The following is a 14,844-nucleotide window of genomic DNA, read 5'->3' on the forward strand; positions in this document are numbered from 1 at the left end:
AAAGCTTTGCATAAGCCCGCCGGAGCGGGCATTCCCACATGGTTTATTTTCTATAAAACTCCACGAAATTCAATAAATAAAAAATGCAAGTCATTGTTTAATAAAGGTATTTTTTGACGAAAATGTAGCAAAAACCAGGCAAAATCCTTGCTTGGGCACGTCAAAAACGGTATAATTCCTTTCGCTTTTGAAAGCGAAGAAATTCTTGAAAACCGTCACAGGAGACTCAATGAAAATCAAACACGCTCTTATTCAAACAGCCCTTGTTTCTGTCGCTACGCTGGCGCAAGCCCAGCTGCTTTTCGATGTAAAATTTTCCTCCCCACCCAATACCCACGGCCAACCGATAGTCGTCGATGGCAGTGCGCGCACGCCATCCCGCATCACCATGGGCGCACCGGACATGCTCAGCAATTTCGCAGGGCTGCCGGGAAACTGGGGGGTTTTCAATACGCCGCAATGCAATCTTTATGACCAGATTCAATTCAACCTGCCCGCCGGCATCAAATCACTTTATATCGACTACGATATCTACACCCAGCAATTGAACAATAGCGAAAACGCCTTTTCCCTCTACCTGGATAGCAGTGACTATGGCGCCCGGAGCATGACGTTCCATGGCAAGTTGAATACGATTTCCTTATTCAACAAAGGTGGCCGATACAGTAATTTCGGCAGCTTTTCCGACCTGCGCAAATACGCTGTCTCGATTTATGCCAGCACCACCGCCGATATCCTGAAAATCAATATAGACGGCAGCACCGTACATGATGGCCCGCTCGGCAGTAGCGATCTCAACGGCATCCGCATGTCCTTGAGCCCCGCGACGGGCGCCGCCACCGTATGCAACAAGAGCAATATCGCGGTAAGCAATATCAAGGTCTACGAAACACCGGCCGATCTGGAAACCCTCCCACCGGTCAAGGAGGTCGATGTCGAGCTGGCTTTGCAGCCTGGCGCGCCCACCACGGTACCGGCCGGCGGCGGCTATGTCATGCATCGCCGTACCATTCGCAATACCCACCCCAGTACCGCCCGCAACATCCGGTATTGGGCATACACGGTCATGCCCAATGGTCTCGCTTATCCCCTGCTGCCCGCCAGTAGCCGCACACTCGCGGGGGGTGGTCAGATCACCGAATCCGCGTCCTTTTTCATTCCCGCCTGGTTTGCCGGCGGCAACTATGTCGCCACCCTGGTTGGCGTGGATGAGCGCAGTGGCGCGTTGGACAGTGAGCGTTTGGTCTTCGGTAAATCAATGAACTAAGCACGTGCACCGGCGGTGGGCTTACCGGCCACCGCCGGCACCCCCAGCTGGATTCCAGCCATCGCTCTGGACCAGCCGTCGCGCGATATTCTGGTCTGGCCCGGCGATCTGGCCAAAAGGAACAACGTCAATTTCCGAAATCGGTCCGTCGCCGTTGCCGAACAGAAGCTTGTGCGGGCTACGCTCGACAGGATGGAAGTGGCCGGTGTGGAGCAAGGCGTTGCGCATCGTTTCGAATTGAGGCCAACCATCAACGGCCACGGCAAAATCGACGTCGCGCGTGGTCCTGCCAGGCGGCATGCCATAGACGCCCTCCAGCAAGACCACGCGGGCTCCGGCGCCGATCAAGAAATGGCGTAGGCCGATATCCCGTAGCGCGCCGTCAACGCCATGCAGTACTGACCCGAGTTCTGGGTTGGCGGTGAGCCAATCAGTGCGAATGGAGCATGGGTTTGACATAGTCGGCATAAATTCGCTGAGCAGCCTCCAGGTTGCGCGGATCATTCGAGTTGACGAGGTCGGCGTAGATCAACACAGGCGGGACCGTCTCCTGAGGTCCATCCAGGTCAGGGGACCAGAATGCATCCAGAATCTCTACATCGCCCTGCGCGTCAGCTTGAAGCCGACATTTGATGATGAACTGCCTGAGATCATGCGGATCGTCGCTGGCATGATGGTATAGCGTCGCCTTCGCGGGCCTCAGATGACCGATGAGCCGATCTGCAGCAACCTCAGCTCCCCAGCGCAACCTGCTTCCTTCCAGGTCAGCGTATTTCCACCAATCCGCCGAGGGTGCACGCATGCGATATCGGATGAGTTTGGACCGCAGCTTCATGGGATAGTTGGACACCCACTCTGTCAGAAGCCTGTCTGGCTCCAGCAATTGGCGCCGTTCATCGCGGTCGATCGCTACCAGGCCACGCTCAACCAGGCCATCGACAACGCGGCTCATCATACCGATGGACACGCCAACCTCCGCAGGTATGCGGCGGTACGGCATGCTGAACGTCGCAGGTGCGCATAGGGTTTGGAAGGTGTAGCGCAGAAAAGCGCTTCCGACACTATGGCTTGTTTTCGGAAGACTGGCGGCAATTGTCTCCGGCAGTGAGCGACCGGCAATTTGGACGAAGAACGCCTCGTCATGGAGATAGGCGTTGCCTGCCGCATCGATGAACTGCAGGCCCAGCTCCTGGCACTGGCGGGCCCAATGCGGACGCATGATGGGGATGACGAGGAGGAAGGGCGTCTCGTGGGTATCTGCTACTTGGGCGAATCTTGCAATCTGCGCCGCATGGTCGATCTTTTGACGGATCTCAGCGAGGTAGTCCATTCGCCAGTTCCCGACCTTGAGCTCAATCCTTCGGTCGTAGTTTTGCCCCGGGTCCATATGGCTCAACGTCGAGACGGAGACTGGCCTGTGCATGCTCTGCGCCAAGGCGTCGGCGGCGAGATTGAGCAAATGCACTTCACTCGGAGATATAGAGATCTGCGTGTTCATGTTTACTACATTCATCATGTTTAATAAAAGTAAACATACCACAAATAGTAAACATTAAAACTTCCTCTGCCCCAGGAGACAACGGCAGAGCCTGAGGAAAAAACAGAACTGCCTATGAGGACCAATACCGCGAACTGCTTGGGCTCTTCCAGCGGCAGGTGAAATCAGAACGGCCTGAGTTTCGCTCAGCCCAGGACGTCGCGTGCCAAGCGTAGCCCGGCAAACTGCCAGCGGGTAGCAGGCGGGAAGAAATTCCGGTAGCTGGCGCGAAAGTGTTCGCGCGGTGTGGCGCAAGAGGCCCCACGTAGCACCATTTGATTGATCATGAACTTACCGTTGTATTCCCCTACCGCGCCGGCCGCGGTACGAAAGCCGGGATAAGGCAGATAGGCGCTCGCGGTCCACTGCCAGACTTCGCCGAACATTTGCGAGGGTTGCGCACCCGTCACGGGAGGTGGGACGGGGTGGAAATCGCCACTTTCCATAAATCCGCCAAAGACTTCACGCGCGGTGCCGGCCTGCTGGGCGGCGTGCTCCCATTCCGCTTCGGTGGGTAGCCGCGCGCCGCACCAGCGGGCATAGGCGTCGGCCTCGTAGTAGCTCAGGTGGCAAACCGGCTCGTCCAAGCGCAGCGGCTGATCGCCCGACAGTGTGAAGATGCGCCAACCCTGCCCCGCTGACTCCGGTGCTTGCCAATAGAGCGGCGCCTGCCAATTCTCGCTCCGCCGCCGCTCCCAGCCTTCGGACAACCAATACTCCGGTTGCCGATATCCGCCATCCTCGATAAAGGCCAGATAGTCGCGGTTATTGACCAGCCGCTTGCCTAATGCGAAGGGTTGCAGCCAGACCGTATGGGCCGGTTGCTCATTGTCGAAGCCGAACGAGTCGCCGGCATGGCCGATGCGCGTCTTACCCCCCTCGTACTCGCAAAATTGCATATCCATGGCGGGGTGGGCGGCGACAGGCCGTGCCGCCCGATAGACCGGGTGGAGCGGGTTGCACCAAAGGTGGTGCTTCAAATCGGTCAGGATCAATTCCTGATGCTGTTCCTCATGGTTGATGCCCAATTCGATCAACGCCAGCCACTCCGGCGGACAAGGCCGTTCCAGCAGCGCCACGATAGCTTGGTCGATATGGGCGCGGTAGCGCCTGACCTCATCGAGGCCAGGACGCGACAGCACCCCGCGCAGGGAGCGAGGATGCATCTCGCCCACGCCGTTGTAGTAGGAATTGAATAGCATCCGATAGGCCGGGTCGAAGGTTCGGAAATCCGCCCCGGCCTGTGCCAGTACAAAGGTTTCGAAGAACCAGCTGGTATGGGCAAGATGCCACTTGATCGGGCTGGCATCGGGCATGGACTGCACCATGCAGTCCTCCGCGCTGAGTCCCTCGGCCAGTTCCTCGCTGCGCTTGCGTACCGCCAGGAAGGACTGGATGGCCGGCCCACGGATAGCCGCCCCCCGCACCAAACCGTGGGCCGGTTGCTCATCCAGCGGGAAAAGCAGCTTTGCGTCCCCGACCATGACTAGCTGAAATCCGGCGCCGCGACATAGACATTGAACAGGGAGGCAGGGTCGCTCCAACGCCGGATCTCTTTGAAACCGGCCATGCCCAACAGCGCTTCGAATCGTTCGGGGCTGTATTTGTACGAATACTCGGTGACGATGGTATCGCCCAATTCGTATTGGCAACGCCGCGTGCCGATCTGCACGGTCTGCGGCTCACGCGCCACCAGGTGCATCTCGATGCGGTTCTCCTCCTGGTTGTACCAGGCGCGATGATTGAAGCGCTGGGGGATGAAATTACTGCCGATCAGCCGGTTCACCACCCGCAAGACATTGCGGTTGAAAGCGGCGGTGATGCCCAGGCTATCCGCATAGGCGGCTTCCAGCATCTGGGCGTCCTTGGGAGCGTCCACGCCGATCAGCAGGCGGCCCTCCGGTCCCAGGTGAGCCCGGATCGCGCAAAGCAATTGCAAGGCCTCGGCCGGCGTGAAGTTGCCGATGGACGAACCGGGATAGAAGAAGATGGGCGGCAAGGTGGTATTGGAGCGCATGACCGCGCGCAGCAACAAGGGTCGGGTGAAATCCGTCACCACGCCGAGAAATTCCATGCCTGGGCAGCGTTGCGCACCGGTCATCAGCGTGCTGCCCAACCAGTCCTTGGCGATATCGACCCCCACGTAGCGACTTGCCGCCACGGCCGGCAGCCAGGGCCAGGATTTGCTGCCATCGCCGCAGCCCAGGTCCACCCACTGTCCACCCTGGGGCAGATGGCAGGCAATCTCGCTGCGGTATCGCTCGAAGATCGCTTTCTCGGTGCGGGTGGGATAGTACTCGTCCAGCTGACAGATCGCTTCGTACAGGGCGCAGCCTTGTTCGTCGTAAAAGAATTTGGAGGCGATGCGGGGCGGGTGCTCCAGCAAGCCGGCTTCCAGCGAATGTAAGCGCTCCTCGGCATCCTCCAATGACTCGACACTGATACGCGGCCGGCTGGACACCACCTTGAGCCTGGGCGCTTGATTGACGGCACGGGGGAGCGTACGACGTTCTACCAGCATGGGTAAGCCTTTCTCGGCATTGTTATAGGCACGTGCGGCGAGCATCCGCGGCGCGGTCAAGTCCGAAACAGGCAAGTCTTATTCCCACTTTGCCCGCGCTCAAGACCAGTTCGCTTAGGTGTGATAGCCCGTGTCGACATCCTTGCCAAATGTTCACGGTAAATCGCGGGTGGTAAACACTACGGTAGGATTTACCGGCAATGCCTTCCAACACGTCGCCGTCCATTGCCTAAGCGTACTCAGCAGTCCATTATTGCCGGGCATGCCAAATGCTTAGTCTTGTCTGTCTCTCTTGACCGCTGCGTCCCTGCTTGCGCGCGGGCAATTTGATCGGCCGCATGTTGCGACCGGATACCGGTCGCTGCCGTTAGAATGCATGAGGAGCCGATGCCACTTCCCGCCTTGGACAGTTCAGCGATCGCGCGCGTTACCCTGACTGCCATACTCTGCGTACTGCCCTTGGTCCTGCAAGGGCTGTTCGTGCCCTTTGGATCACGCATCCCCTTTTTGTTCTTTCTGCCTTCGCTGATGCTGGGGGCGATGCTGATCGGCCGTTGGTCGGCCACCCTGGTCTGGCTCACCGGCGTGATCAATGGCGTGAGCCTGCTGAGTGCGTCCGTGGTCTGGTCCAACGACCCGCGTGCCTACCCCATCGCCTTATTGGCCTATGCCGGCATAGGCTTGCTGCTGATCCATTTCTGCGGCAACGCCCGCATGATCAGCCGCCGTGCCGCCGAAGCCGAACGGCGGCTCGGCCTGGCCCAGGAAAAGACCGGTGTGGGCCTATTCGAGATCGATGTACAGCACGGGCAAATTCTCGCTTCACCGACCTTATGGCGGCTGATAGACCGTGCCCCGATCAATACGGCCGTACCACTGGCCGAATGGCAATCGATGTGGACGGCGGCGGATGTGGCGGAGGAAAACGCCCTGCTGCAAAGGAAGCTGGCGGCGGACGAAGACAGTTACGAATATGAACGGCATATCGTGCTGCCGAATGGGCAACAGCTTGGGCTGCTGACCAAGGTGCATATCGAACGCGATGACATGAACCGGCTGGCCAGACTGCATGGCGTGCTGATCGATATCACCGAACGCAAGCGGGTCGACGCGCTACTGGCCGAAACCCAGGCGGAGCTGACCCAGCAGGTCGCCGATCTGCAGCATCTGCATGAGCTGAGCAGCCGGCTGTTGGAATTGAGCGATTTACCCAGCCAGTTGCAGGCCATCCTGCAGGCCCTGGCCGACTTTCTCGGCAGCAAGCAAGGGGTGGTCGCGCTCTATGAACCCGGCTCGGGCAAACTGGGCATGCTGGCCAGCGTCGGCGTACGCGGAACCGGCTGGCCAGGCCCGACCGCCCCCGTCTGTGAGCTGGCTTGCCGTGAAAAACGCCGGATCGTGATCGCGGATACCGAAATGGATACGGTGTTTTCCGGGTTGGCGGCATTCGCGCGCGCGCAGGGCTTTCGATCTCTCTATATCACGCCCTTGATCGGCGGGGCCGGCGAAATGATGGGCGTGATCACGCTCTTGTTTGCCTTGCCGTTCCAGCCCGATGAGCGGGCCTTGCGGCTGACCGATATCTGCGTCCGCAAAGCGGCGGTCTTTATCGAACGCGCCCGTGCCCGCGCCATTGCGCAGGAAACCAATCAGCGCTTCAGGGTGGCGTTGGAATCCTCGGCCGTACCCTTTATGATCCTGCAGCCCTTACGGGGAAATTCCGGAAAAATCGACGATTTTCGCTGCAATTACCTGAATGCGGCCGCGCTGGATGTGCTGCGCGTGGCCGAGCCGGAGTTGATCGGCCATTGCCTGTCGGCCGTGCTACCCGGCACCTGGGAGGAGCCAGGCTTGCTGGCACACTATACCGCGGTCGTCGAACAGGGCGAGGCGCATGAATTCGAGGTGTCTTCGGTGGCGGCGGGCATCCGTGGCTGGTTCCATGTCATCGCCTCGCCCATGCAGGGCGCCGTAGCCATCTGGTTCGCCGACGTTACCCAGCGCAAGCAGCAGGAGCAGGCCTTGCGCGATGCCGCCGGCCGCAAGGATGAGTTTCTCGCGACGCTTGCGCATGAACTGCGCAACCCGCTGGCGCCCATACGCCAGGCGGCACTGATCTCGAAGTCTCCCTCGGCCAACGAAGCCCAGAAAAACTGGAGCCACGACGTGATCGACCGGCAGGTGCAGCATATGGCCCTGTTGCTGGACGATCTGCTGGATATCTCGCGGATCACCCGCGGCATGCTGCATTTGCGCAAGCGGCGCACCGAGTTGGCCGCGGTGGTGGAGGCGGCGGTCGAAACCGTCCGCCCCAGTATCGATGCCAAGCAGCACCACCTGACCATCGATATCCCGTCCCGGCCGGTCTATATCGAGGTCGATCAGCTGCGGCTGGCCCAGGTCCTGGCCAATTTGCTGACCAATGCCGCCAAATATACCGACCCGCGGGGCTATATCCGCCTCAGCGCCGAGTGCGTGCACGAGCAGGTGATGATCAGCGTGACGGACACCGGCATAGGCATCAAGTCCGAGGCCTTGTCGGAGGTCTTCCAGATGTTCAACCAGGTCCGCTCCGTCCAGGACCGCTCCGACGGCGGCCTGGGCATCGGGCTGGCCCTGGCCAAAGGCCTGGTCGAATTGCACGGCGGCACCATCCACGCTTATAGCGCCGGGCCGGGCAAAGGCAGCCAGTTCACATTGCAGCTACCCAGCGGGGTCGGCATGGTCCAAGCCATCATCGGCGAGGATGGCACTGGCCATACACCCAAGCACAGCAGGCGCCGTATCCTGGTCGCCGATGACAATCTCGATGCGGTAGAGAGCCTGGCCGAGCTGCTGCGCCTGAACGGCCACGAAGTCGCGGTCGCCCACGATGGCGAAGCGGCCTTGAATCAGTTCAATCGCTTCCAGCCCGAGATCGCCCTGCTCGATATCGGCATGCCCAAGCTGAACGGCAATGAACTGGCGCAGCAGATACGCCGTAGCGCGGACGGCAAGGAGGCCATGCTGATCGCCATTACCGGCTGGGGCCAGGACAAGGACAAGTCGCTGGCCCTGGCTTCGGGCTTTGACCACCATATGACCAAGCCGGTTGATTTCGAACGCTTGAATCAGCTTATCCTGGCCGACTGAACGCGCGCTTTCCTTGTGCGCCACGAGCCTTCCCCACCCCTGCCATCGCGCTGCGGATGGCCACCAGCCTAGTGTTGGCAAAACCCCTCACAGAAACTATTTTTTTCCGTTTCATGCATATGTCATTGCAAAGTCCTCGATCCCGGTCTAGTTTGTTACCTGCCAAGCGCTTGTTTGCTTTGGCAATTCACGCCCGGCCTTACAGGGTGATCAATAAGATTTGAGGAGTTTCAATGAAATTTACTACCATATGGCGCCAACTGAGTATTGGTGCATTGTGTCTTGCTGCCTTTGGTACCCAGGCGGAGGAAATCCGGGCGGTCGCCGCCCCCGAAATGTTGAATGGCATGGCGGTACAACCCACCGCCATCGACCTTGCCAAGCGTCAAGCCGCCCAACAGGTGGCCCGTCTCTTGGCCGATCCGGCATTCGCCGCCAGTCTGGACAAGCAGCTGAAAGTCCCGTCGCAACATCCCGGCCGGCCCAAGGCCGCCGCCCTGCGCGCGGTGCTGGACGACTTCCAGCAACGCCAGCCGCGCCATATGGGCGCCATCCTGCGTGAGGAAGGCGCGGACCAGAAGCTGCGTCAGCTCGATACCACGGTACTGCGTAAAAAGGGCCTGGTCGGCATGAGCCCTGGCTTGCTGCAGGTACGCCTGTATCAACCCAAGCAGGCCTTCGCGGCAGCCGAACTGAGCCCGGCTGATCTGAGCCAGACCCTGGTTGCGTTCGAACCGGCCGGCGACGACAAGCAATGGAAGGTCGTGGAAGCCTACGACCGCAACGGTCGCGTGCACAAGCTCGATGCCAAGACCGCGCCGCAGTTCCCGGTGCTGGTTGCCGATATCGACGGCCATGAGGATCTGCGTGCCGGCCTGGCGCTGGCCAACAAGACGCTGGCGCAACAAGGCATGCAATTGAAGCGGCCACCGATGGCGGCGGCAGGCGCCAGCGCGGGCTATGTCGATACCGCCAAGCTTGACCGCATCCGCGTCGGCAACGACCAGGAGCCGTGGATTTCCGGCGCGGCAGAAGTCTATGCCATGGTTTCGGGCGTGCAGCCCGACCAATCCAAGGCGCAGATCGAGCTGGTCGACATGCCCTACCTGGACTACGACGGCCAGACCTATTCGCCGAACCAGATCCTGATCTTCTGGAGCAACTACCGCTACGCGGCGGCCAACGTCCAGTTCTTCGAGCACGACGACAATACCAACTACAAGGACCTGGTCTTGGCCGTCACTTCGGGCGTGGAGAAGATCCTCGGTGTGTTCAAGCCGGAATTCGCCGTGATCGCCACGGTGGCGAACGCCATCATCCAGGCCATGCCGGCACATTGGTTCTCCAATGACGACGACTACATGGACAGCTTCTACACCCTGGAAAAGAACCGGACTTATACCGACTGGGCAGGCGTGGGCGGCAACGTCACCATGACGCTGACGCCATACAAACTGCAAGAGCAGTAAGCACCGGTACGAATACGCGGGTGCTGGGTCGCCCGCGTAAGGAAAAACGTCCCGCCAGGGTTAACCGGCGGGACGTTTTTTCTCCCATCGCGGCAAAACGCCGCAGGAATGGACTTAGTTCTTCTTGGTCAGCGCAGCGAACGCCAAGGCCATGGCCGAATCGCCGGCCGGGGCTACCTGCTTGCCGGCTGGCTTGCGCGGTGCATCGCTGCGCGGCGTCGAACGGGCGGGCGCGGCGCCCGCTTCGTCGTCCAGCCGCATGGTCAAGGCAATCCGCTGGCGTTTGACATCCACCTCCACCACCTTGACCTTGACCACGTCACCGGCTTTGACCACATCGCGCGGGTCCTTGACGAACTTACTGGCCAACGCCGACACATGGACCAGACCGTCCTGGTGCACGCCGATATCGACGAAGGCGCCAAAGGCCGCCACATTGCTCACGACGCCCTCCAATACCATACCGGGCAGCAGATCCTTGATATCTTCCACTCCATCGCGGAAATTGGCGGTCTTGAACTCCGGGCGGGGATCGCGTCCCGGCTTTTCCAGCTCGGCCAGGATGTCGCGCACCGTGGGCAGGCCAAAGCGCTCATCGATGAATTCGCGCGCATCCAGCTGTTTGAGAAAGCCCGATTCGCCGATCAATTGCTTGATCTCGCGGCGGGTCTTGAGAATGATCTTTTCCACTACCGGATAAGCTTCCGGGTGGACGCTGGAGCCATCCAGCGGATTGTCGCCATTGCTGATGCGCAAGAAACCGGCGGCCTGCTCGAAGGTCTTTTCGCCCAGCCGCGGCACCGCCTTGAGGGCGGCCCGGCTGCGGAAGGCGCCGTGGCTGTCGCGGAAGGCAACGATATTGCCGGCCAGGGTGGGCGTCAGGCCGGATACCCGCGCCAATAGCGCGCTGGAGGCCATATTGACGTCCACGCCCACGGCGTTCACGCAATCTTCCACCACGGCATCGAGGGTGCGGGCCAGCTCGCCCTGGTTCAAATCATGCTGGTACTGGCCCACGCCGATCGCCTTCGGGTCGATTTTCACCAGTTCGGCGAGCGGATCCTGCAAGCGGCGGGCAATGGACACCGCACCGCGCAGGCTGACATCCAGCTCGGGGAATTCGCGGGCGGCCAGCTCGGAGGCCGAATACACCGAAGCGCCGGCTTCCGATACCACGATCTTGTGCATGGGGAACTGCGGCAGTTGCTTGATCAGATCCTGCGCCAGCTTGTCGGTCTCGCGGCTGGCGGTGCCATTGCCGATGGCAATCAGTTCCACCTGGTGGACCGCCACCAGGCGGCCCAGCCGGGCCAGGCTGCCGTCCCAGTCGTTGCGCGGCACATGCGGGTAGATGGTATCGGTCGCCAGCAGTTTGCCGGTGGCATCGACCACCGCCACCTTGACGCCGGTACGCAGCCCCGGGTCCAGGCCCATGGTGGCGCGTGGTCCGGCCGGCGCGGCCAGCAGCAGATCCTTCAGATTGCTGGCGAATACCTTGATCGCGTCCGCCTCGGCCGCTTCGCGCAGACGATTGGTCAATTCCACCTCCAGCGAGAGGAAGATCTTGGCGCGCCAGGCCAGTCTTACGCCATCCAGCAGCCAACGGTCGGCCGGCCGGCCTTGGTCGCTGATATTGAAGCGCGCCGCGATGCGGAGTTCGCCCGTGCCGGCCTTGCCGGCCGGTAGATCGGCTTCCTCCGGCAGGAGCAGGGCGAAATTCAGCACGCCTTCGTTGCGGCCGCGCAGGATGGCCAGCGCGCGATGCGAGGGCGTCTTCGCCAAGGCTTCGCGGTGATCGAAATAATCGGCGAATTTGCTGCCCGCCTCGCGCTTGCCCTCATCGGCCAGGCTGACCGTGAGTTCGGCGCGCTGCCACAGCAGTTCGCGCAATTCGCCCAGCAACTGGGCATCCTCGGCGTATTGCTCGATCAGGATATGGCGGGCGCCGTCCAGCGCCGCCTTCACCTCGGCCACGCCTTTATCCACGCTGATGAAGGCGGCCGCCTCGGCTTCCGGATTGCGTCCCGGCTCCGCCAATAGCAGCTCGGCCAGCGGCGCCAGGCCTGCTTCGCGGGCGATCTGCGCCCGGGTGCGGCGCTTCTGCTTGTACGGTAGATATAAGTCTTCAAGACGCTGCTTATTGTCGGCCGACAATAGCGCGGCATGCAGTTCCTCGCTCAACTTGCCCTGCTCCTGCACCGAAGCAATCACGCTCCCGCGCCGTTCCTCCAGCTCGCGCAGATAACGCAGCCGCTCTTCCAGGTGGCGCAACTGGGTATCGTCCAGCCCTCCCGTCGCTTCCTTGCGATAGCGCGCGATAAAGGGCACGGTCGAACCTTCGTCCAGCATGGCGACGGTGGCGCCGACCTGGGCGGGACGGCAATTGATTTCCTGGGCAATGCGTTGTTCGATGGAAGGCAGCATGGGTGCGAGACTTTGAGGCCGGATGAAGACAGGGTTAAACGGATAAAAGACGGCGGGGCGGCAATGCCGTCCCGCCGTCCCTGGATGGATAGCTTACTTGTCCAGCAGGATACGCAGGGTGCGGCGCAATGGCTCGGCCGCGCCCCACAGCAATTGGTCGCCACAGACAAAGGCGCTCAGATACTGGGGACCCATATTCAGTTTGCGCACTCGGCCGACGGCGATATCCAGCTTGCCGGTCACGGCGGTCGGCGTCAGTGCCTGCACGCTGAGGGCACGATCGTTCGGAACGAACCTGACCCAAGGATTGCCGCCCTTGATCAGCTGCTCGATCTCGGCCAGCGGCAGATCCTGCTTGAGCTTGAGCGTCAGCGCCAGGCTATGGCAGCGCATGGCGCCGATCCGGACACATAGGCCATCGACCGGAATGGGGCTGGCGTTGCCGAGGATCTTGTTGACCTCGGCCTGGCCCTTCCATTCTTCCTTGGATTGGCCGTTGTCCAGCTGCTTGTCGATCCAGGGGATCAGGCTACCGGCCAAGGGCGCGCCAAAATGCTCGGTCGGGAAACCGTCGTCGCGCATGGTCTCGGCGACGCGGCTATCGATATCCAGAATGGCGGAAGCAGGATCTTCCAGCAGATGTGCCACCGAGGCATGGATAACGCCCATCTGCTTCAACAGCTCGCGCATATGCTGCGCACCGCCGCCGGAAGCCGCCTGGTAGGTCATCGAGCTGACCCATTCCACCAGGCCGGCTTTGAACAGGCCGCCCAAGCCCATCAGCAGGATGGAATTGGTGCAGTTGCCGCCGATGAAATCGCGTCCGCCCTGGGCGATGGCGGTCTTGATCTGGTCCAGGTTGACCGGATCGAGCACGATCACCGCTTGTTTTTCCATGCGCAAGGTCGAGGCCGCATCGATCCAGTAGCCCTGCCAGCCCGCCGCCCGCAGGCGCGGATGGATATCGCTGCTGTAGTCGCCACCCTGGCAGGTGATGATGATATCCATGGCTTGCAGTTCGGCCAGGGACTTGGCGTCCTTCAGGCTGCCGCTGCCATGGCCCACATCCGGCGCGGGTCCACCGATATTCGAGGTAGTGAAGAACGTGGCCGCGATATGGGCGAAATCGTTCTCCTCGCGCATACGCTGCATCAGCACCGAACCCACCATGCCGCGCCAACCGACTAAACCGACTTTCAACATTTTGATTCCTTGATCCAGTTTGTTAAGTGAAGCCTCGTAGCCTGGATCGGCAATACTTGGCGGCAGCCACGGGGGCATTTCACCGCCAAAGCCTCGACTTGAGGGAATCGAGAGTTTACCGCAGGGCTTACAAGGTAGGGATGGATTCTGCCTATGGAACAGCCATAGCAGAATCCGATATCTCCTTATAGTTCTTATAAGCCCTGCTTATTTCTGAGACAGCCTTACAGCGCGGCAACCACGGCATCGCCCATGGCGGAGCAGCTGATGCGCTCGGTGCCGGGCTCGAAGATATCGGCGGTACGATAGCCTTGCCGCAATACCGTCTGTACCGCCTGCTCGATACGCGTGGCCAGGTCTTCACGGGCAAAGGTGTAACGCATCATCATCGCCAGCGACAGGATGGTGGCCAAGGGGTTGGCGACATTCTTGCCGGCGATATCGGGCGCCGAACCGTGGCAAGGTTCGTACAAGCCTTTATTGGCGGCATCCAGCGAGGCGGACGGCAGCATGCCGATCGAGCCGGTGAGCATGGAGGCTTCATCGCTGAGGATGTCGCCGAAGATATTGCCGGTGACGATCACATCGAACTGCTTGGGATTACGCACCAGCTGCATGGCGGCATTGTCCACATACATATGGCTGAGTTCGACATCCGGATAATCCTTGGCCACGTCGATCAGGATTTCCTTCCAGAACTCGGTGCATTCCAGCACATTGGCCTTGTCCACCGAGCACAGCTTGCGATTGCGCTTCTGCGCGATCTCGAAGGCCAGCTTGGCGATACGGCGAATCTCCGACTCGCTGTAGCGCATGGTGTTGAAACCTTCGCGCTCACCGGCGGCGTTGACGTGGATGCCGCGCGGTTGACCGAAATAGATGTCGCCGGTCAGCTCGCGCACGATCATGATATCCAGGCCCGCCACCACTTCCGGCTTCAGCGTGGAAGCACCGGCCAGTTCCGGGTAGAGGATGGCGGGACGCAGATTGCCGAACAGTCCCAGGTCCTTGCGAATGGCCAGCAGACCCCGTTCCGGACGCTTCTCGCGCGGCAGCGCATCGTAGGCCGGGCCGCCCACGGCGCCCAACAGGATGGCGTCAGCACTGCGGGCCAACTGCCGGGTCGCTTCCGGATAGGGTTCGCCGTACTGGTCATAGGCGGCGCCGCCCAGCGGGGCCGTTTCCATCTCGACCTGCAGACCCTCGGCCTGCAGTTTTTCCAGCACGCGCACCGCTTGTGCAACGATTTCCGGACCGATACCGTCACCGGGGAGAATGGCGATCTTCATAA

Annotated in this window: 10 protein-coding genes; 3 read left to right on the top strand and 7 right to left on the bottom strand. The window is 60.8% G+C overall.

All coding sequences use genetic code 11. The annotated features are described in order from the left end of the window. Window positions 1-229 precede the first annotated feature (229 nt). On the top strand, window positions 230-1,267 hold the full coding sequence (locus tag FNU76_RS01240) for an RbmA family biofilm matrix protein (RefSeq protein ID WP_143856010.1): 1,038 nt from the start codon (window positions 230-232) through the stop codon (window positions 1,265-1,267). A 21-nt stretch (window positions 1,268-1,288) separates the two neighbouring features. Here the strand turns inward: FNU76_RS01240 and FNU76_RS01245 are convergent, their stop codons facing one another. The 4 genes from FNU76_RS01245 to egtD all read right to left on the bottom strand — a co-directional run bounded on the left by FNU76_RS01245 (window position 1,289) and on the right by egtD (window position 5,370). Further along, window positions 1,289-1,594 carry a hypothetical protein gene (locus tag FNU76_RS01245; protein WP_143856011.1) on the bottom strand — a complete coding sequence of 102 codons (306 nt, stop codon included), beginning with the start codon at window positions 1,592-1,594 and terminating at the stop codon, window positions 1,289-1,291. Between the two features lie 103 nt (window positions 1,595-1,697). Next, on the bottom strand, window positions 1,698-2,765 hold the full coding sequence (locus FNU76_RS01250; protein WP_179958302.1) for a type IV toxin-antitoxin system AbiEi family antitoxin: 1,068 nt from the start codon (window positions 2,763-2,765) through the stop codon (window positions 1,698-1,700). A 185-nt stretch (window positions 2,766-2,950) separates the two neighbouring features. Next, window positions 2,951-4,288, bottom strand: a complete 1,338-nt coding sequence (gene egtB / locus FNU76_RS01255) for an ergothioneine biosynthesis protein EgtB (RefSeq protein WP_143856013.1) — start codon at window positions 4,286-4,288, stop codon at window positions 2,951-2,953. A gap of 2 nt (window positions 4,289-4,290) precedes the next feature. Further along, the gene (egtD, locus tag FNU76_RS01260; protein ID WP_143856014.1) at window positions 4,291-5,370 is read right to left on the bottom strand and encodes an L-histidine N(alpha)-methyltransferase; all 1,080 of its coding nucleotides are present in this window, start codon (window positions 5,368-5,370) and stop codon (window positions 4,291-4,293) included. A 342-nt stretch (window positions 5,371-5,712) separates the two neighbouring features. On the opposite strand from egtD, the gene FNU76_RS01265 reads away from it, so the two are divergent. Beyond that, window positions 5,713-8,457 carry a hybrid sensor histidine kinase/response regulator gene (locus FNU76_RS01265; protein WP_179958303.1) on the top strand — a complete coding sequence of 915 codons (2,745 nt, stop codon included), beginning with the start codon at window positions 5,713-5,715 and terminating at the stop codon, window positions 8,455-8,457. Between the two features lie 233 nt (window positions 8,458-8,690). Beyond that, on the top strand, window positions 8,691-9,926 hold the full coding sequence (locus FNU76_RS01270; protein ID WP_143856016.1) for a DUF3103 family protein: 1,236 nt from the start codon (window positions 8,691-8,693) through the stop codon (window positions 9,924-9,926). 114 nt (window positions 9,927-10,040) lie between these two features. Here the strand turns inward: FNU76_RS01270 and FNU76_RS01275 are convergent, their stop codons facing one another. From FNU76_RS01275 to leuB, 3 genes are all read right to left on the bottom strand, one after another. Beyond that, window positions 10,041-12,350: a Tex family protein gene (locus tag FNU76_RS01275; protein WP_143856017.1), complete on the bottom strand. Its 2,310-nt coding sequence runs from the start codon at window positions 12,348-12,350 to the stop codon at window positions 10,041-10,043. A gap of 93 nt (window positions 12,351-12,443) precedes the next feature. Then, window positions 12,444-13,553: an aspartate-semialdehyde dehydrogenase gene (gene asd, locus FNU76_RS01280; RefSeq protein ID WP_143856018.1), complete on the bottom strand. Its 1,110-nt coding sequence runs from the start codon at window positions 13,551-13,553 to the stop codon at window positions 12,444-12,446. 224 nt (window positions 13,554-13,777) lie between these two features. After that, window positions 13,778-14,842, bottom strand: coding sequence for a 3-isopropylmalate dehydrogenase (leuB, locus tag FNU76_RS01285; protein ID WP_143856019.1), 1,065 nt, complete (start codon window positions 14,840-14,842; stop codon window positions 13,778-13,780). Between the last annotated feature and the right edge of the window lie 2 nt (window positions 14,843-14,844).

The organism is Chitinimonas arctica (assembly GCF_007431345.1).
GTDB classification, from domain to species: Bacteria; Pseudomonadota; Gammaproteobacteria; order Burkholderiales; family Chitinimonadaceae; genus Chitinimonas; species Chitinimonas arctica.